Source organism: Chloroflexota bacterium (assembly GCA_016197225.1).
Lineage (GTDB): Bacteria > Chloroflexota > Anaerolineae > Anaerolineales > VGOW01 > VGOW01.
The window spans coordinates 65,131-83,845 of the sequence record JACPWC010000024.1; the positions used below are offsets into that span (position 1 = coordinate 65,131).

The window sequence follows — 18,715 nt, forward strand, 5'->3', positions numbered from 1 at the left end:
GAGAGATTTAGCGGACTACCGGCTGTGCTATTGAAGCAAAGGTTTTACGGCTTCCAGAAACCTCTCAGCGGCTTCAATCGCTTGCTCTACTTCCTGGCGAGACACATGTGCTGTGCCCCCGTAATCACCCACGCTTCGCAGTTCAAAAAGCCAGTTCAGAGCCTTGCCTTGTTCTTTATCCAGTTTGCCTGTCTTGACGAATCTTTGATGAATCGAAGCAATGACACCACTGTGCTTGCTAAATTCCAGCCCTTCGTGCAACAAAACGGCGGTCGCGGCATAGAAAGCCGCATAATACGCTCGTGAAGCCGCAAAGTCGTAGAAACTGTTTGAGGCCAATTGTTGCGCGGCCTTGATGGACTGCTCAGCCCGTTCAACATTAGCCGCGATTTCGTCGGCAAATTGCGAAGTCACACCGGCACTCCTTCTCGCTTGGCGTTGCGATAGAGTTGGATGACCCCGCGCTCAAAATCGTCCCAGGGAGCAGGCTTGGCCGAAATCAGCTGGTCGGTTTCCAATTGGATGGGATATAGTAGTTCAATGATCGCGCGGAGTTCCCGGAAGTAGTCAAAGGGTTGGTTTAGCAAAACGAGCAGGTCAATGTCGCTGGTCGCACTGGCTTGGTTACGGGCCATTGACCCGTACAGAATCAGCCCCTTGAACTGCGATTTATAACTGCTTTCAAGGACTGTTTTGCATCTCTTGAGAGTTTCTGGAACTGTCATCACGCCCTCACTGAATTTGCTCTGTGCAATCTGTAGTCACTCAGCAATTGCACGGAATCCACACCGTAAACGCCGTGCCCTTGCCCATTGTGCTTTCCACTTCAATCGTGCCGCCGTGCTCGTTCACAATGCCGTAGCTCACTGCCAGGCCCAGGCCGGTGCCCACGCCCGGCGGCTTGGTGGTGAAGAACGGCTCGAAGATGCGCTCCAAATTTTGCGGCGGGATGCCCTGCCCGGTGTCGGCCACCTTGAACCACACACCCTGCGCTTGCTCACGCACCTCAGCGCCGGTTGTCACCGTAAGCTGGCCGCCTTTGGGCATGGCCTGCACGGCGTTGTTGAGCAAGTTCAGCACCACTTGCTTGAACTGATTGGCGTCCAACATCGCCCAGGGCAAATCCGGTTCGTAAGTTTCGCTGATCAGGATTCCCTGATTGCTGGCGTTGTGGCTCATGAGCATCACCGTCTCGGCCACGGCTTCGTTCAGGTCGCTGGGGTCGCGGTGCGGCTCGGACTGGCGGGCAAAGTCGAGCAGGCGGCGGACGACATTGCGCGCCCGCTGGCCCTCGCGCAGAATCAACATCAAATCTTCGCGGATGGGGCTGTCTTTGGGCAAGTCGCGCAGGATCAACTCGCTGAAGCCGGAGACGGTGGTGAGCGGGTTGTTGATCTCGTGGGCCACGCCCGCCGCCAGTTGACCGACAGCGGCCAGCTTGGCCGACTGAATCAGTTGAGCCTGCATCTGCCGCAACTGCGAAATGCTCTCGGAAAGGTCGCGCACGGTTTCGCGGCTTCGGGCGTACAGGTGAGCATTCTCCACGGCCACGCCCAACTGCAAGCCAATAGCCGCCGCCAGGTTGATCTGCCGCTCGTCGAACTCGGGCCGCCCTTCGTAGTTGCCCAGCATCATTAGCCCCACCGAGCGATCCGAAATTCTGAGCGGGGCCAGAAGCAGGCGATGCAATTGCAAGTGCGTGGATAGGAAGCGGGTGAGCGGCCCGGCTTGATCATTCACTTCAAACACGACTGGCCGCCCGGCCAGCAAGGCCTGGTTGGTTCGCGGAAAACTTGGCAAGGTATTCTGCTTCAAGACGTCACCCAAAGCTTCCCACGCGGGCGGCGGCTCGGGTTCAACGGCCAGGGCGCTGCCGGCCAACTGCAAGTGTTCGCCGTCATCCGTCACCAGCAGAACCAGGCAGGTGTCCACCCGGCAAACCTGCACGGCGCGCATGGAGGCGGTCTTGAGCATGTCCGGCAGGTTGAGCGACGACGACATGGTTTCGGCCACGTCGAGCAGAGCCTGAAGCTCCTCGGTGCGGCGGCGCTCGGCGGCGTACAGGCGCGCATTCTGGAGCGCGCCGGCCAACTGCCCGGCCACGATGCTCAATACGTGAACGTCTTCGTTGGTGAAGGCGGCGGGACGATGACTTTGCGCATCAATGAGGCCGATCACGCGCTCGTCGCTGTGGACAGGCACACATAACTGCGACCGGACTTCGGAAGGGTTGGCCGCCTCATGTGGGGGAACGTCGTCTAACTTCACCGGGCGGCCCAGGGCCACGGCCTGAGCGGCCACCCCGGCCTCCCACGCCAACGGCGACTGCCCCGGCGAGTTGGTGTGCGAGGCGTAAAGCGACCAGTCACCTGACTCGTTAGGGCGAATGTATAAATTGAGAATCTCGTAGTTGAGCGATTGCTTGACGGCAAACACCAGCCGCCGCACGGCTTCGTCGAAGTCCGGCGTGGAGACGACTGCGCTGGCGATCTCGTTGAGGATCGCCATGTGTTGCAAACGGCGCGTGGCTTCGGCGTAAAGCTGGGCGTTCTCAAGGGCCAGCGCCGCCTGCCGGGCCAGCAGGCCAAGCAGGTGAGCGTCGTCGGCACTGAAGCGATCCTTTTCGGCGGAGTCGAGCGAGAGTTGCCCGGTAACGCGCTCACCGATAACGAGCGGCGCGGCCAGCCAGCCGCGAATATGATCTGAATGCGGCGTGCGCACAAAACCCGGGTCGGCCTGAGCGTCGGCCAGCCAGACCGGGGCGTGAGTGGTCAGCATTTCGTCGAGCAGTGGCCCGCCCAAATTCAACTCCAGACCGATCAACTCGGCGGGGAGGCCGTAGACCGCGCCCACCCGCATTTCATCGCCGTAGCGCAGAAAGAGCGTGGCCGTGTCGCACGGAATGAAGCGGACGGTCAGATCGAGAACGCGGGCGGCAACCTCAGGCAGTTCGAGGGTGGCCCCGACCGTGGCCGCCATGTGTTGCTGGGCCTCGATGAAAGCCCGCTGTTGCTCGCTCTGCCAGCGGGTGAACTCCTTGGCGCCCATCAACTCGTTGAAGGTCATGGCAGTGATTGTATACGGGAGAGGGGATTGAGGCTAGAGGGAGTGCAGTAAGCAGAAATCAATGAACAGTCAACGGTGAACAGTGAACAAGATACAACTGTTTACTGCTCACGTTCACTGCCTTCTTTCACGGCGTCGGCGTCTCCGTCGGCACTTCCGGCGTCGCACCTTCGAGCGTGGGCGTCGGCGTGGGCACACCGGGAATTTCGCCTTTGTCCTTCGGCGACTTGTGGCGCACCAGCCAGCTTACGCCGTCGGTCAACCGGTCGCTCGTGAGGCCGACAACTTCGTACCAGGTGTTGCCGGGTTTGAGGGGCACGATTTGATTGGCCGAGTCCACCAGGCCGACCATGCCTTTGTCCTGCCGCACCCACGTCAACTGATAGGCCTGCCCGTCGCGCAGAAGCCAGGCCGGGTTGCTGCCCCACAACTGCACTTCGGTGCTGAAGTGGCCGGTGAAGCCGTCGTTGTCAAAATCTTCGGGGATGCTGAAATCAACAACATGATTTACGAACAATACGACAATATTGTTAGTGGTTATTGGTTGATTGGTGATTGCGTCAACGTGAGGGTTGGTGATGGGGGCTTGGAAGATCGGGGTTCCCGCCGTGTCGGTGGCGGGCGGGGGTGTATCGTCTCCCCAACGCTCGTAGTGGCCGGTGAAGTCGTTGTATCGCCACTCGACAAAAGCCTCGCCGCTGAATTCGACCCGCAATGAAGTCACCGGCGCTCCGCCAGCAGGCGGCGTGTTGAGGTAGGCCACGCCGCGAAACGGCTGCGGCACGTCCAGCCCCTTCGCTTGCAAGACTTGATGCAGAGAAGCGGTGCTGGCGTAGAGCGAGTTGGTGTCTTCGCTCTCGCGGCACAGCGGCGGACACTGGTAACCGCTGGCTTCGGCGATGATGGTGTTGAACCAGTCCTTGAAGCTGAGGCGGTGGATCACGCCCGCCGAACTTCCGGAGGCGACCAGCGACGCGCCGAACATTTCGGGGATGACGGTGTCAATGAGCCGGGCCGAGCGAATAGGGCCGACCTTGTCGGCGTCATTGCCCAAAAAGATCGCCGTGAAGCGCGTCGTGCCGCCTTCGGCGTAATGCTCAAAGACGGCGTCGGCCAGCGAGAGGCCGAACTGTGGCCGAACGTAACGCGGGAAGTTAGAGATTTTGATCGCCAGTGGCCGCCGGTTGAGGGCAACCGGGTCGGCGGGGAGGCCGGTAAGCGGGTTGATGCCGGCCGGGTAAGTTTCGGGGCCGATGACGGTTTCGGGAACGGATGTTGGTTGGGTGGTTGGGTTGTTAGGTGGTTCGGTGGTTCGCGTCAGCGGGTTGGCGGTGGGCACGATGAGGGTGACGCCAACAGGGGGTAACGCAGACGGAGCCGGCTGAACCGTTGGTTGGCCGCTACAAGCGATGAGAAGAAAAGTTATTAGTAAAAGGGTTGTTGGTAAACGCTTTTGCATGATCATCCTTCGTAAGAGAACACGAAGGCACTAAGACTCTAAGACACCAAGATTTTTCTTCGTGCCCTCGTGACTTCGAGTCTTCGTGTTAATTTGTGCGCCGCAGATTCTATCACGGCATGGGCGTGGGCCGAGAGGGAGCCAAACTCCACGAGTCGGATTCGGGCTGGGTGAGGGGCGAGTCCAGGTTGACGAGTTGAAACCAGGTGGGGCCGGGCTTGAGGGGAAAGAGTTGCCCGTTTGAGTCCACTAAACCAATCACGCCGAATCGATCCTGCCTAAGCCACGTCGTCGAATACACCTGCCCGTCACGATACACCAGCGCCGGGCCAGTTCCCCACAATTGAATCTCAAGCGAGTAGTTGCCGCCCCTGCCGGTGCGCGGGTCGTAGCCCACTTTGTCTTCGAGGATGTCGGTGGTCTGGTGGTGGGCGAAGAGGACGACGACGTTGGCGGCGGTGAGTTGCTGGTCGGTGAGGGCGTCCATGTGGCTGAAGCCGCCGACGTAACGGAAGTAGCGCCCGGCTTCGGGGCTGTAGCTCCAGCGGATGTAAGCGGCGGTGTAGGCCAGCGAGAGGGTGTTGGCGGGCTGTCCGCCCGGTTGCGGCCCGGCGTTGAAGACCGTGCCGGTGAGGGCCGGGCGGGTGTTGATGCCTTTGGCTGCCGCATCGGCCCATAAACTATCGGTACTGGTGAAGAGGGTGTGTTCGAGCAGTTGGCAATTGGCGGTCAGGGTTTCTTTTGGCACACGGTAGAAGGCGTGGTGGCCCGGCTCGAATTCGGGCGAGATGATCCAGTCTTTGAAGTCGGCTTCTTTGAGGCGCTTGAGGACGCCGTCGCTCGCGCCGGAGAAGGCGAAGAGCGATGAGTACATGGCCGGAATTTCAAGGTCAATGAGCCGGGCCGAGCGCACCGAGCCGACTCTGGGCGCGTCGTGGCCGTAGAAGATGGCGGTGAAGCGGGTGGAGCCGCCTTCGGCGTAATGCTCGAAGACGAGGTCGGCCAGCGACAGCCCGGATTGTGGCCGCACACAATCGGGGAAGTTTGAAATTTTGATCGCCAGCGGTCTGCGGTTGAGCACGTTCGGATCGGCCACCACTTCGCCAGTGAGCGGGTTGACGTCGGGCGGGAAGCTGAGGGGGCCGAGTTGGCCGGGAGGAGTTAGAGTCGCGGTAGCGGTTAGAGTTGGTGAGGGTGTAGGCGTTGGTTGTTGGGTGGTTAGGTGGTTAGGTGGAGTGGCGGTTGGCGGCGCCGGGGTGCTGGTAGCGGCTGAGATGGGAATGGCGACGACGAAGGTAGGGGGCGCGGCGGGCGGGATGGCGAGGCCGACGCAGGCGGTGAGGAGGAGAAGAGAGATGAAGAGAAGAGAGAGGCGCATAAAAAACTCCGGCTCAAGAGGTTAGCTTGAGCCGGAAGGATAGCATGAAAAATGGGAGTTGTTGGTCGAGTAGGAAACATCCCGGCAGAATCAAGCCCGTATTAAGATCAAGGGATGTGGGCGGATTAGAGAAGCCCCTCCAGAACTTCGTTGCCAACTTGAATATGCCGGAAGGGTACAGGAGCGGGTGTCAGTCTTCGTCTTCCACAGGAAGCAATGGTTCCAGCAGTTTCAGAAGCGCAGGAATATCATCTTGTGCCGTCTTCCACACTTCACCCAGGTCAACGCTGTCGTAAGCATGAATGAGGTTGTTGCGCATTCCGGCCATGAGCGGCCACGGAATGTCCGGGTGGGCCGCGCGGAATTCTGGCGTCAGGCGCTTCACAGCTTCGCCGACAATTAGCAACTGGTGCATGATCGCCGACTGCGTCTTGTAGTCGTCCATAAAGGCGTCTTTGGTCATGTCGCCTTTGAAGGCCAGCACGAGGCGCGCCGCGCGAGCCACATCCAACAAGGCGGCGCTATCTTTGTCGAGCGGCATACACCACCTGGGCGCTGTTCAGGATACTTCTGCGCCGGATCCAATTTTGACTATGCTCGACGGCCCGGCGGCTGACCAGGTCAACCTCTCGCTTGAACAACGCTTTCAACTCCTCCGCCATTTTCACGTGATCGAACAGACTCCAATCGGCATCGGGCGCAAAGGTTACCAGCACGTCCACGTCGCTCTCCGGCCCAAAGTCGTCGCGCAAAACCGAGCCGAACAGCGCCAGTTCAGCCACCAGCCAGCGGCGGCAATACTCGGCCAGCGATTCTGCCGACACCGGCGCGATCCGAGTCAACAGCCTGTTAGAGACATCCAGCATAGCCATTGGTTGGGATTATAACTGCGATTTGCTCCTTCTGCTCTAACTACGGTGGAAGCCCCAAGTCGCCCCTCGCATCCTTTCCCCCCTCACCGTGTTATACTTTCAAACCAATTGCGGCTAAAACTTTATGTCTAAAAGTCCGGGCAAGTTTCAAACTTGCCCCGGTTAAAGTCGTGTCCATTTCACTTTGGAGGAAGTCTGTTGAAAACGAAAGTCGTCGTCACCGGCCTCGGTGCGGTTAGCCCGCTGGGCCTGGACGTAGAAACCACCTGGGCCGCCGCCGCCGGCGGCAAATCCGGCGTCGGCCCCATCACCCGCTTCGACGCCAGCCACCACGAAACCAAATTCGCCGCCGAAGTCAAAGGCTTCGACCCCGAAGCTCTCTTTGGCCGCAAAGATGCGCGCCGCATGGATCGCTTCACCCAGTACGCCGTCGCCGCCACCGGTCAGGCCATCCAAGACGCAGGCCTGCAAGTGACCGACAGCAACCGTGACCGCATCGGCATCTTCATCGGCACCGGCATCGGCGGCATCGGCACGGTCTTGAGTGAGGTCGAGACTCTGCGCGAGAAAGGCCCGCGCCGCGTCAGCCCCTTCCTCGTTCCCATGATGTTGCCCGACTCCGCCGCCGGGCAGGTCGCCATCACCTTCGGCCTGCGCGGCCCCAACCTGGCCATCGTCACCGCCTGCGCCACCGGCACCAACGCCGTCGGCGAAGCTTACAAGACGATCCAGCGCGGCGGCGCGGATGTCATGGTGGCCGGTGGAACCGAGGCCGCCATCCTCAGCCTGGTCATCGCCGGGTTCAACGTCATGACCGCCCTCTCCACCCGCAACGACGACCCGACCCGCGCCTCGCGCCCCTTCGACAAAAACCGGGACGGCTTTGTGGCCGGCGAGGGCGCGGCCACCCTCATTCTCGAATCCGAGAGTCACGCCAAAGCGCGCGGCGCGCGAATTTATGGCGAAGTGCTGGGCTACGGCCTCACCGACGACGCCTTCCACATCTCGGCCCCGGCGGAGAACGGCGCGGGCGCGGCGCGTTGCATGAAGCTGGCGCTGGATGATGCCGGACTCGACCCGAAGCAAATTGATTACCTCAACGCGCACGGCACTTCGACTCAACTCAACGACAAGTCGGAGACCGCCGCCGTCAAAACCGTCTTCGGGGAAGCCGCCTACGATCTCCCCATCTCCTCCACCAAGTCCATGCACGGACACCTGCTGGGAGCCGCCGGGGCGCTGGAAGCCGTCATCTGCCTCAAAGCCCTCAACGCCGGATTCATCCCCCCCACCCTCAACTACGAAACACCCGACCCCAACTGCGACCTGAACTACGTGCCCAACACTGGCCGGGCTAAAGCCATGCGCACCGCCATGTCCAACTCGTTCGGCTTCGGCGGGCACAACGCATCCATCATCTTCGGCAAGAACGGAGGCGCTTGATGGCAGGCAGTAACGGAAACGGACACCGCCCTTCAGAGAATGGACGGAACGGGCGGCCCCCGGCCAAGCCCGGCCCCAAACCGGCGCGCTACGCCCACATTACCGGCTGGGGCATGGCCGTGCCGGAACGGGTGATGACCAACGACGACATCGCCCGCATCGTAGATACCAACGACGAGTGGATTCAGTCTCGCACCGGCATCAAACAACGCCGCATCGCCGACAGCAAAGAGACCACCACATCGCTGGCAATCCTGGCCTCCCGGCGCGCCCTGGAAGTGGCCGACCTCTCGCCCGAAGACATCGGCCTGATCATCGTCGCCACCTGCACCCCCGAATACGCCTTCCCCTCCACCGCCTCGCTGGTGCAAGATGCCATCGGCGCAACAAAGGCCGGAGCGTTTGACCTCTCGGCGGCCTGCACCGGTTTCATCTACGCCGTCAACATGGCCGCCGACGCCATCAAGTGCGGCACGGCCCAAGTCGCCCTCGTCATCGGCGCAGAAACTTTGTCGCGCGTGGTGGACTGGGAAGACCGCGGCACCTGCATTCTCTTCGGCGACGGCGCGGGCGCATTCGTCCTGCAAGGCTCGGAGACGCCGGGCGGTGTGCTATCAGGCATGATGCGCTCCGATGGATCGGGCGGCAGTTCGCTCTCGCTGGTTTCGTCCGGCTACATTCGCCCGCCGGGCGTCGGCCATTTGCTCAATCAGAAGATTCAAATGAATGGCCGCGAAGTGTTCCGCTTCGCCACCCGGGTCATGAACTCGATCACCCGCGAGGTGGTGGCCGAGGCCGGGCTGACTCTGGAAGACATCAACCTGATCATCCCGCACCAGGCCAACCGGCGCATCATCGAAGCGGCGGCGCGCGGCCTGGAACTACCCGAAGAGAAGTTCTTCATCAACGTGGATCGCTACGGCAACACCTCGACGGCTTCCATCCCGATTGCCATGTGTGAGGCGGGTGCCCGCTCGCCATTCACTGGGACGTGACCCCGCCGCCCGAAATCTCGCGTTGGAATCAGCTTGGGCGGCAGGTGCGTTATGGATTGGCCCGCGTCAACTCGATGGGCCGCCGCGCTCTGCGGCGCGTGGAGGGCGCGCTCTTTGGCTCGCAAGCGCCGGAGGGCGTGGAACCACCGCACCGGGGAAGTAAGAAATAAAAAAGACACCGGGTGTTTCGCAAAACACCCGGTGTCTTTTTTATGGGGTGACATCAATCGCCGGGCGGCCCCGATCTGGCAGGGCCGACGACCAGGGCACGAGGGCACAGCGGGCGTTGTAGTTCGAGGCTCTGGCAAACACCTGGGCCGGGGGTCGCCTGTCATTCCACCACAGGCCCACACTGCCGTCACGAGACCAGGCGCAGACGGCCACAATCGAGTCGGAGGCTTGTTCGGGCGGCGGCGTGAGGGCTTGCACCGCGCAGGCGATGAGTGAGCAGGCCAGGCACATGCCGACGAGCAACAAGATGGCCGTTGCCAGAATGCGAGTGTCGCGAGTGTTGTTGGTTCTGAATTCCTCCATGCTCACCTCTCATGGCAACAACGGAAAACTCCCTTGCTGCGCCCAGTGCGGCGGGCGCAGGATGTAGCCGCAAAGGGCCTGACGCGAGGCAATAGTGGGCGGCGGCATAGCGGCGAGACCCGGAACCGCCCACCACACGCCCCACCACGAAACGGTGGCCACCCGCCCCACGCAAACTTGAACAATCACATCGGATGGCAGGTTGGCGAGTGGCAACCAGAGTGAAAGGGCGCCGAGCAGAGTCAGGTTCGCCACGCAAACGGCGGCCAAACCGAAAAGAAAGAGGATCAGCCACAGGCGAAGGTGATGACGAGTCCGGCTCATTTATTTACGGAGGAAACATGAGGCTACCATGTTGCGGCAGGATCGGCAGCCAGGGAATAAAACGACACGAGTTCGTCGTCGGCGACATGAAGGCCCAGCGCGGCGCATCTTTTGTATAAGGCGAAAGCCACCACACGCCCACCTGTTTATTTTTGTTCGAGGCGGTGGAGCCGTAGCAGGCGTGAACGACGTAACCGTCGGGCAAAGTGGATGGCCGGATCAACACTTCGGTAGTGAAGAGGAGCAGGAGGCCGAGCAGGCAGAGCGCCGCCGTGAACGAGAGGCCCAGCGTCAGAGTCATTTGTTCTCTGGGTCTGAGTTTGACCGTCACTTCACCAGCCCGCCGAGTTTAGAGACCCCCTGTTCAATCGCCGTCATCACGCCCGGCAAATTGTCTTTGACCGCCGCCTCCGAAAACGCCAGATACTCCCACTCACCCTTTTCCTTCATTTCCCTCTTTTCCCCCGTTTGCCCCAGAAGCACCGCCAGCTTGCCCAACTCACACAACAGGGCAAAATCAATCGCCCCGCCCGGCCCTTCTTCGTAATGGCGTTCGGCGTTCAGGCCACGCTCCTTTAGCGCCGTCCACAGCAAGTCGCGCTCGTCGCTGTCCACGATCAGATCGTTGATCTCGGTTGCATTCATCAGCCGTTCGCCGGTTGTATAGAAGAAGGTGATGCGCCGCCACTTGAGCGAGGGCACAGGCCGGGGCAGGCGTTCCAGCGGGCCGACTTGAATTTTGAAGTATTGCTCGCCGGCGCGAGGGTGATCGGGTTCGGTGCGAAGAAGCTCGGCGCGGGTCGTCAGTTCGTGGCCGAGCACGGGCGCAGTGAAGTTGATGGCCCACTTCTCGTCGCCGAAGTCCGCTGTCTGGTAAAACGCCAGGCGGTCAACGCTCACCGTCTTGGGCGCTTTTTTGTAAGGGATGCGATACCAGCCCAGCACTCGCGCAATTTCCAGATCGCGCGGCGAGGGCATGACGGCGGCGAGGATGAGATCGGTGGGGTTCATGGCAACCTCTCAATTCACAATTGACAATTCACAATGCTCAATTGTGATTTGTCAATTGTGAATTACTTTCAAGCTGTTTTTCCGTGGCAGTTTTTGTATTTCTTGCCGCTTCCGCACGGGCACAGATCATTTCGGCCAACGCCTTCGTATGCGGTTCGTCTGAGAGGTTGCCGCCAGCGCGGAATGGATGGAATGAAAGCCGGAGGAGGAGGCGACTCATCTTCTTCTTCGTCTTCCCACTCCTCTTCTTCGTCAACTGGCACAGTAATAGCAGGCGTGCGCAAAATCTGCCAGGCAGCCGCCAACAACGCAATGAGGGCTATCAGCGACATGAAGGACGCTTCGTAAGTCGAAAGCGGCAAGAAGCGTGAAAGCAACAGCCCGAGGCCGGCCGCCATGAGCACCATCAACGCCGCGCCGAGCGCAATGGCCAGCAGAATAACGATCGCCAATCCTATTGTCACCAGAATCGCTTTCATCTGTTTCCTTTCAGTGAACGATACCTGAATCCTTCTTGCCGTCGAGCGTGTACACGTCGGCGTCAGCGGCTTGAAGTTGGATGTTCGACCCGTAAGCCGTGCGAAGCGCATTGTTGATGGCCGCCACCACGTCGGCCAGCCGCCCCTCGTTCTCCACTGTGCCGCGATACCCTTTGAGGCTGGGTAGTGCCAGGAGCGCTTAAATTAGACAGCGGCTCTCGCCTGCCTGATTCTAGCATCCATCTCCGGCACCAACTGCTGGTGCTTGATCCACCACTCCGGGTCTTTCTGGGCGTCGAGTTCTTCCACCGTCTTGCCCTGCTGTTCCACCCAAGTGTAATACTTCAAATTATGCCACTGGCGGCGCATGTCGGGCGTGCCGTCTTTGATCCAGTCGGTCTTGGCCCCGTGAAAGATGGCTTCAACATAGGCCATCGCCCGCGCCTCGTCAATCGCGCCGTAGTCACGAGCCATGTCGCCCATCACCGAGTGATAACGGTCAATCGCGTCGGTGCAGATGGTGACGATGACGTCGTTCTTGCCGAACTGATAATGCTTGGCCGTCTTGATCGCGCCCAGCACGTTGCACACGCCAGAGATGCCGAAGAGGGTTGAGAGCGAGCGGACCTTCTCTGCCGGGATGCCGTAGCGCCTGGTCAACACTTCCTGGCCGGCTTCGTCCGTCAGCACCTGCAACCCTTTCTTGCATTCGATGTCGTCAACGCACATGATGGCGTCCATGTTCAGCACGTTATGAATCCACGTCACGTGCTTGTCACCGATGCCTTGAATGTCGTGGCCGCCGTAGCCGTTGTTGTACAGCGTCGGGCACTGAACAGGTTCGAGGCCCACGATCTTGTGATCGGGGAAAGCCTGCTTGATCCGGTCGCCCGCCGCAATCGTCCCGGCGCTTCCCATCGCCGAGCAGTAAGCGGCAATCGAGCCGTCGCCCACGCCCTCGGCTTTCAACTCCGCCGCCAGTTCCACAATGGTGTTGCCGGTGACGTGGTAGTGGAAGCGGTAGTTGCCCATCACTTCAAACTGGTTGAGGATGCGAATGTTCGGGTCGCGGCGCAGTTCCCAGGTCTTGTCGTAAATCTCTTTGACGTTAGACTCGACGCCAATGGTTTTGATGACCTGCGCGCCGTAGCTTTCGATTTTCTGGAACCGCTCCTTGCTCATACCTTCGGGGAGAACGACGATGGATTTCGCGCCGACCCGGCCACCCACCCACGCCCCGCCGATGCCGTAGTTGCCGGTGCTGGGCCAGACGACGGTGTGTTTGTTGATGTCCACCCGGTCGAAGACCAGTTCTTCGATCAACACCGAGTAGGCGGCCCCCACTTTGTGGGCGCCGCTCGGAAAGTCGCGTCCATATAAAACGACGATAGGCGCGTCCACGCCGGTCAACTCTTTCGGCAGAACTTCATATTTGATTTTGTTGTCGGCTCCGCGCCAGGTGATGTTGTAAAGATTGACCGGGTCGAGCGGGGCGTCCTTCAACGCCTTGACCGCTTTCTGCCGAATAGCCGGGTCAATTTTGTCCGGGTGCAACATTTCTTCAAACGTGGGTCCCAAAACTGCTTTGGTCATGTTTATTGTCACAAAGGCACCAAGACATAAAGACACAAAGTTTTTCTTCGCGTCTTAGAGTCTTCGTGCCTTCGTGTTCCTTAGTCGCGTGAGATCGTCGCCATTGCTCTGAACGCGCGGTGGGCAGTGATCATGTCAGGCGCAGTGTATTCAAGGCGCGTGCCGCTGATTCGTTCGGTTCCGGGGATGAGGAAGGCGCGGTCGCAGTGGCGGGTGTAGACGAATTCGACGGCCAGGCGCACGGGCGTTTCTACTTTGAACGGTTGAGCCGCCTTGCCTTCCCGGAACTTGATGACCGCCCGGGCCGCCGCCTCGCAAATTTTGTGCCGGGCCTCGGCCAACGGCAGGCACTGGGCCGCGCTCTGCCCGGTCGCGTTCTTCACCACCGCAATTTCGAGCGCCGAGCCGATCATATCCTGCCCTTCCTGGCAGGCGTGTTGATCGCCGGTGAGAGCGATGACGGGCACGTTGTAGTGGGCGGCCACCGCCGCGTTCAGCCCGATCTCGCCCATCAACCGGTCATTGAGATAGACGGCCCGGATTCGAGAGTCCGACCAGGTGTGATCGAGAATCGCCTTCTTGGTTCCGGCGGTTGCGTGGTAGCCGACGAGCATGGCCGCGTCGGGTTGCGGCTGGTCGTCAATGCCCTGCATCATCGCAAACGGCGAGGGCGAGCCGGCGTTGAGTTTGGCGCGCGAGTCCAGTTCTTCGAGTAGGATGTTGCGGGCGTTCCAGTGGCCGTCGCTCACAATCACTTCGTCGGCGCCGCCCTCGAACGCGCCCTGGATGGCCGCGTTCACGTCGCCCGTCATCAGCTTGCGACTGCGCGATTGATATTCCACGTGGCCGGGCGTGACCTGTTCCCAGTCTACGATGCCGGAGATGCCTTCCATGTCAGCGGAGATAAGTAGTTTCATAAGAGTCCTGAGTTAGAGATGTGTCCAATGAAAAATCATACAACAACACGGTGACGTTCTCAAAGTCGTGCCACTCGGCCAGGTAAGGCTCAGCCGCTTTCAACCATTCCAGCCGTTCAAGGTCTGGCGCGTTGCGATACAGGTCTTGCAGAAGAAGCTCTTTGTCACTCGCCGCCCCGCCCGATTCAAGCCGGTAGACAAACCACAGCCGGCCCTGCAGTGGCGGCTCAACCTGCGAATCACCATCCATCGCTTGCAACGACAGATCGCCATGATAGTAGTAATCAAATGCCCAGTAAAAGATGCTCCGGCTCAACAAGATGTCACCCGAACGTGAATGGGCCGTGACGTACTGCGCCGCCCCTCTCCAGTCTTCGCCGAAGGTGTTCGGCGTTGACAGCGTCTGCCAACCCATCAGGCCAACCAGCAAGGCGGCCAACGCATTGCCAACCCACGGCGTGCGCCGCCTGATAAGTTCCACACCCGCGGCCAGCGCCAGTGCGAAGGCGCACAGTGAGCCGATGAAATATCGATCCACGTACAACGGTCGTCGAAACGATATGGCGAACGTAAGCACGGGCGGCAGGAGCCACCACAACGCCAGAAGCAATGACTGCTGGCGCAGGCGTAATTGATACATCCCAAAGCCGGCAACCGCGATGGCGACCGCCACCCCAAATTGCCATCCGGGCACAGTTCCATTTATGAATCGCCCAAAGGTCAGCCACAACGTTTCCCACTGAGGCGACGGTATCCAGGCGATCTTGAGAGTCACGCCGTGACGGTACTGTCCAGCGATCCACAAGCCAATCGGCAAGGCGGCCAGGCCTTGCGCCAGCGCCCACCGTCGCAACCGTTCGTGGTTCTGCCTGAACGTCACCAGCAAATAAGCGAACTGAGTCAGCGGCAGGAACAAGGCAAAGTAGTGGGTCAGGTACAACACCGCAGAAATGGCGGCAAAAGCGGGCAATGCGCGTCGGAGCGGGCTGGAAAAAAGCAAGCGGCCAAAGCCAGCCATCACACCGATGCTCAACAGCGCGAGCAGTGAGTACATCCTCGCTTCGCGGCTATACCAGACAATGAACGGCGATACCGCCAGAAACAAGGCGGCTAACAGCCCGGCACGACCATTGATCCACTCCCGGCCCAGCCTTGCTACAGCCGCCACGCTTGCCACACCAAAGAAGACAGCGGGCAGGCGGAGCGCAAACTCCGAGTCGCCCAATCCGGCCAGGAGTTTCTCTGCCGCAAAGAACAGCGGCGGATGCACGGCATCCTCCCACAGCCGGTCAACCATCTCCGGCCAACTCTGGCGGATGGTGAAGGCGGTGCTACCCTCATCATTCCATAAGCTGGCCGCGCCCAGGTCGCGCGCCCGCAGGCCAAAGGCTAGCAAGGTTATAACGATGGTAAGGAACAGCGAACTTTGTTTGGTCACTATTTCGAATTACGGCTACGCGATTGATATTCCACGTGGCCGGACGTCACCTGTTCCCAGTCTACGATGCCGGAGATGCCTTCCATGTCGGCGGAGATGAGGAGTTTCATAGGGTTTAGTATCGAATCGGGCATGAAAAAAATTGCTTGACACTCAGAAGTACAGGCTTATAATAAGCCTACAACAGCCGAAGACTTCCCTTTCTGGGTTGGTGATTGTCTACAGGCAATCTAGGCTGCGCCCCCTAACCACGGGGGTTTTTTTATCCTTTCGCCTGACGGACGACGCCGCGTTCAACCGCCTCTTGATACAGTCGCTCCCAATCGGTTTCGCCTTCTATCCAATCCCGGACAAAGCCCGCCATCGCATCGGCGAGGCGAATAAAGGTATCACTTTCGTCACGCAACCCCCGGACTTTGTCTACCGACAGTTGCTGTTGCCGCAGTCCGGCGGTTACCCGGTGCCGCTCATTCTTGCCCAGACCGTCAATCAATACCGTTGCCCGATAAGGTTGACCGCCGGCGGCAACCATCACCGTTTGATTGAGAGCGCGAAGCACACATCCCTGGTAATCTCTGGTATCGTCGAAGCGGGCATACAAAATCTTGCCCCGAAATTCCGCCTTGCGAATGACTTGTGTCAGATAAGCCTGCCGTTGCTTGCGAGTGGCTTTGGTCCACTTCTTCCGGCCTTTGCCTGAAGCGGCCTCAATCTGGCCCAAAATTTCGCGGAGCGCCTCACGCTCAATCCCAACAATCACTACCGAAACGATAAACAGGCGGCCTTGCGTCTCCTGGCCGGATTCGTCAACGTAACAGTAGAGTTTTCGAGTCATGGCTTCGTTGACAAATCGCGGCCCGATGGTGCACCTATTGCAAACAGATTATAGCCCGAGGGCAACCCAATCAGCCTGTTCTATTTCAATCCTTCCAGGGATGTAGCAACAGCAATTTCTCCGAAATAGCCAACCCAAACACCAATGAAAATTCCCGCGAATATCTGAAGCCATAAATTTTCCACAGGTCTTCTTGGCAGGAGAATAACTGTAATACCAGCTAACGTAGTTGAAGTTAGAACAACTCGTCCCAGTTCCACAGGATCCATCGTACTCGGCGGACGTTCAAGAAATGCTCCAATTAGACTTCCAATAGTGATGCCAACGAACGCCGAAACAACTGAAGTCTGAACGCCATACGCGTGTTGTAGATCATACCGTCCAAACATTACGCCAGCCATCAAAATGACGGCAAATGTGCCACACTGCAAAGCACTGTCGAAATTTGCAGGTAACACCCCGGCCAAAACCAACAAGGGTGTTGTTGATGCAAGTAGCGCCAATAGTCCAAGAATCTTTGCGGCCAAGCCTTTGATTTTGCGCCCGCCTTGAAAACGCAATTCTCCATAAATCAAGGCCATAAGGCCGATTATCAGCAACAGGATGAACACTTTTAATCACCCCCTCCACCTCCACTCATTCCCCACCGCCGCCACGTAGCCGGCCCGCACGTGAGCCTTGTTGCTGATACTGTAAGTGATGCCATCCTCAAAGGCTGTCTCCCAGCGGAAAGGTGCGCGTGTGCGTCAGATCGTTCACCTCAGGTGTGTGGGTGTAAGCGTGCAAAATCAAGCCGTCGAGGTCGGTGATGCCTCTCAGCATCTCGGTGAAGTAGCGGCGGGCATCGCCCCACTGGGCGTTGTACGGGTCAATCGGCGCGGGGCAAACAATATCATTGGCGTGCGCGCCTTGCCGGATGGCGGCCCGCACACGATTAAACACACTCGCGTAAGCAACAGGCGTAATCATCGCCCGGCCCGGCCACTCGCGCGGGTTGTTTACTTCGTTGCCCACGATCCAAATGTGGCAACCGTCGCCGGAGTTCTGGACCCAGGTGGCACACGCCTGAATGAAGCCCTCAGTCCGGGCGGCGTCGCTCGGATCAGGAATCGTGCCGGCACTGCCGTAATGATGATTGAGCCGGACGACGACGCCAAAGCCCCGGTCGGCCCAACGCGCATACTCGTCGTGGCGGCGGCCCGGCTCCGGCCTGTCGCCCAACTCTTCGGTGAACACGGCCCAGCCGGTGCGCCGCGTTCCGTTCGGCAAAACGTATAGGCTCAAGCCGTTGTTCGACTCGTGCGCGTCGTGGATGGCGAAGATGAAGGGACTCTCGGCGCGGGGAACTTGTGTGATCGGCGTTCGCTCAGGTATGGCCGCCACTGCTTGAGTCTCGTTGGCTCTCACATAACCTTCTTTGTGCGCCAGACTGCGAACGTGCAACCACGCGCCGTTTGCCACACGACGCAGAACGAAGAGCGGCGCGCCTGCCGCGACTCGCGAGGCAACCGCCGGAGGCACATCCACTAAAAATCTGGCCGACGCCCACTTATCACTACCATCGCTCCAGCGCAACTTCTGCCATCGTATTCCTTCGGCGTCGGGCGGGTTCGGCTCGCCGACTGCCGTGAGGCGGGTGTTGGCTGGCACAATCACAAACTGCGTTTCGGGTTTGCGTTCAGGCCGGGTGCGAATGTTCAAAGTGCCCGTCGTTCGCACCGGGCGCTGAGGCAAGCCGTCGGCGGGGCGTTCGAGCAGGTCAACGTCCAGAGTCGGCGTCACCATTTCCGGCGGCACGTCAGCCAGGCGGCGCGGGCCGTCGGCAAAACCGTCCACCACCCAGCCGCGCTGACCGTCCGGGCAAAGCACGCGAGTCCAGAGTCGGCCCATTGAGTCAGGCGTGGCATTTATTTGTAAAACTTGCACCGGCAAGCCTGTCCACAACACGGTTGGCGCCAGCCAGGAGTCGGCGGTCACTTCGGGGCGCGAGTAGAGCCGCAGGCCGCACGTTAATTCAGTGACCCACGCCGGGCGCTCGTCGCCCTGACCCGGATCGTTCAAATAAGTTTCACCGGCACGAGCGGCCAGCACCCAACCTTCAGCGCCGCTGTTGAGGCGGACTCGTTGATAAGATCGATCATTCTGCGCCTGCGCCGGGCCAAGCGCCGTGAGCCACGTTCCGGTCGTGATGACTGTGCCTTCCGGCCAATCGCTGTCGTCGGCGGCAGTGGTTGGAGTTTCACGCAAGGCCAGGCCAATGCCGGGCTGGACGTAAGCGGTCTTGATCGGCACGGGCGGGTCGCCGTCGCCGCCAGGGCCGCCACTCGGCGGACGGTCGGAGAGAAACGGTTCGCCGTTGACCGACTGCGCC

General features: G+C 59.9%; 22 protein-coding genes and 1 pseudogene. 3 read left to right on the top strand and 20 right to left on the bottom strand.

All coding sequences use genetic code 11. The features are described 5' to 3' along the window. Positions 1-27: 27 nt before the first annotated feature. The 7 genes from HYZ49_04790 to HYZ49_04820 all read right to left on the bottom strand — a co-directional run bounded on the left by HYZ49_04790 (position 28) and on the right by HYZ49_04820 (position 6,769). A complete protein-coding gene (locus tag HYZ49_04790) occupies positions 28-414 on the bottom strand; it encodes a HEPN domain-containing protein (GenBank protein ID MBI3241593.1) in 387 nt (128 codons plus the stop codon). Next, complete coding sequence (locus HYZ49_04795) at positions 411-725, bottom strand: nucleotidyltransferase domain-containing protein (GenBank protein MBI3241594.1); 315 nt, start codon at positions 723-725, stop codon at positions 411-413. Before HYZ49_04795 ends, HYZ49_04790 begins: the two co-directional genes overlap by 4 nt. Before the next feature lie 40 nt (positions 726-765). Next, entirely contained in the window at positions 766-3,066 is a 2,301-nt protein-coding gene (locus HYZ49_04800) for a GAF domain-containing protein (GenBank protein MBI3241595.1), read from the bottom strand. Positions 3,067-3,193: 127 nt separating this feature from the next. Continuing rightward, a complete protein-coding gene (locus HYZ49_04805) occupies positions 3,194-4,525 on the bottom strand; it encodes a DUF3048 domain-containing protein (protein MBI3241596.1) in 1,332 nt (443 codons plus the stop codon). 112 nt (positions 4,526-4,637) lie between these two features. Then, the gene (locus tag HYZ49_04810; GenBank protein MBI3241597.1) at positions 4,638-5,903 is read right to left on the bottom strand and encodes a DUF3048 domain-containing protein; all 1,266 of its coding nucleotides are present in this window, start codon (positions 5,901-5,903) and stop codon (positions 4,638-4,640) included. Between the two features lie 190 nt (positions 5,904-6,093). Beyond that, on the bottom strand, positions 6,094-6,444 hold the full coding sequence (locus tag HYZ49_04815) for a DUF86 domain-containing protein (GenBank protein ID MBI3241598.1): 351 nt from the start codon (positions 6,442-6,444) through the stop codon (positions 6,094-6,096). Then, complete coding sequence (locus HYZ49_04820; protein MBI3241599.1) at positions 6,425-6,769, bottom strand: nucleotidyltransferase domain-containing protein; 345 nt, start codon at positions 6,767-6,769, stop codon at positions 6,425-6,427. Before HYZ49_04820 ends, HYZ49_04815 begins: the two co-directional genes overlap by 20 nt. Positions 6,770-6,970: 201 nt before the next feature. On the opposite strand from HYZ49_04820, the gene fabF reads away from it, so the two are divergent. From fabF to HYZ49_04835, 3 genes are read left to right on the top strand one after another with little or no spacing between them, the layout of a single operon-like run. Beyond that, positions 6,971-8,218 carry a beta-ketoacyl-ACP synthase II gene (gene fabF, locus HYZ49_04825; GenBank protein MBI3241600.1) on the top strand — a complete coding sequence of 416 codons (1,248 nt, stop codon included), beginning with the start codon at positions 6,971-6,973 and terminating at the stop codon, positions 8,216-8,218. After that, positions 8,218-9,213, top strand: coding sequence for a ketoacyl-ACP synthase III (locus HYZ49_04830; GenBank protein MBI3241601.1), 996 nt, complete (start codon positions 8,218-8,220; stop codon positions 9,211-9,213). Before fabF ends, HYZ49_04830 begins: the two co-directional genes overlap by 1 nt. Next, positions 9,210-9,383 carry a hypothetical protein gene (locus HYZ49_04835; GenBank protein MBI3241602.1) on the top strand — a complete coding sequence of 58 codons (174 nt, stop codon included), beginning with the start codon at positions 9,210-9,212 and terminating at the stop codon, positions 9,381-9,383. Before HYZ49_04830 ends, HYZ49_04835 begins: the two co-directional genes overlap by 4 nt. Before the next feature lie 40 nt (positions 9,384-9,423). Here the strand turns inward: HYZ49_04835 and HYZ49_04840 are convergent, their stop codons facing one another. The 13 genes and pseudogenes from HYZ49_04840 to HYZ49_04900 all read right to left on the bottom strand — a co-directional run. Beyond that, entirely contained in the window at positions 9,424-9,747 is a 324-nt protein-coding gene (locus HYZ49_04840) for a hypothetical protein (protein MBI3241603.1), read from the bottom strand. 9 nt (positions 9,748-9,756) lie between these two features. After that, on the bottom strand, positions 9,757-10,071 hold the full coding sequence (locus HYZ49_04845) for a hypothetical protein (protein MBI3241604.1): 315 nt from the start codon (positions 10,069-10,071) through the stop codon (positions 9,757-9,759). A 4-nt stretch (positions 10,072-10,075) separates the two neighbouring features. Then, positions 10,076-10,372, bottom strand: a complete 297-nt coding sequence (locus HYZ49_04850) for a hypothetical protein (protein MBI3241605.1) — start codon at positions 10,370-10,372, stop codon at positions 10,076-10,078. 26 nt (positions 10,373-10,398) lie between these two features. Beyond that, positions 10,399-11,082, bottom strand: coding sequence for a hypothetical protein (locus HYZ49_04855; protein ID MBI3241606.1), 684 nt, complete (start codon positions 11,080-11,082; stop codon positions 10,399-10,401). A 68-nt stretch (positions 11,083-11,150) separates the two neighbouring features. Then, positions 11,151-11,255, bottom strand: a pseudogene (locus HYZ49_04860) (SEC-C domain-containing protein). A 316-nt stretch (positions 11,256-11,571) separates the two neighbouring features. Then, positions 11,572-11,718 (bottom strand): hypothetical protein, encoded by a 147-nt coding sequence (locus tag HYZ49_04865; GenBank protein ID MBI3241607.1) that lies wholly within the window; start codon positions 11,716-11,718, stop codon positions 11,572-11,574. A 47-nt stretch (positions 11,719-11,765) separates the two neighbouring features. Next, positions 11,766-13,154, bottom strand: a complete 1,389-nt coding sequence (locus tag HYZ49_04870; protein MBI3241608.1) for a pyridoxal-phosphate dependent enzyme — start codon at positions 13,152-13,154, stop codon at positions 11,766-11,768. 80 nt (positions 13,155-13,234) lie between these two features. Next, positions 13,235-14,071: a M55 family metallopeptidase gene (locus HYZ49_04875; GenBank protein ID MBI3241609.1), complete on the bottom strand. Its 837-nt coding sequence runs from the start codon at positions 14,069-14,071 to the stop codon at positions 13,235-13,237. After that, the gene (locus HYZ49_04880; protein ID MBI3241610.1) at positions 14,049-15,509 is read right to left on the bottom strand and encodes a glycosyltransferase family 39 protein; all 1,461 of its coding nucleotides are present in this window, start codon (positions 15,507-15,509) and stop codon (positions 14,049-14,051) included. The genes HYZ49_04875 and HYZ49_04880 overlap by 23 nt, the downstream gene beginning before the upstream one ends. Then, positions 15,509-15,619 carry a M55 family metallopeptidase gene (locus tag HYZ49_04885; GenBank protein MBI3241611.1) on the bottom strand — a complete coding sequence of 37 codons (111 nt, stop codon included), beginning with the start codon at positions 15,617-15,619 and terminating at the stop codon, positions 15,509-15,511. The genes HYZ49_04880 and HYZ49_04885 overlap by 1 nt, the downstream gene beginning before the upstream one ends. A gap of 152 nt (positions 15,620-15,771) precedes the next feature. Next, a complete protein-coding gene (locus HYZ49_04890; GenBank protein ID MBI3241612.1) occupies positions 15,772-16,344 on the bottom strand; it encodes a DUF3800 domain-containing protein in 573 nt (190 codons plus the stop codon). An 80-nt stretch (positions 16,345-16,424) separates the two neighbouring features. Further along, positions 16,425-16,955 carry a hypothetical protein gene (locus HYZ49_04895; protein MBI3241613.1) on the bottom strand — a complete coding sequence of 177 codons (531 nt, stop codon included), beginning with the start codon at positions 16,953-16,955 and terminating at the stop codon, positions 16,425-16,427. A gap of 97 nt (positions 16,956-17,052) precedes the next feature. Then, positions 17,053-18,715, bottom strand: a 1,663-nt coding sequence (locus HYZ49_04900; GenBank protein ID MBI3241614.1) for a hypothetical protein, incomplete at its 5' end; no start/stop codon positions are given.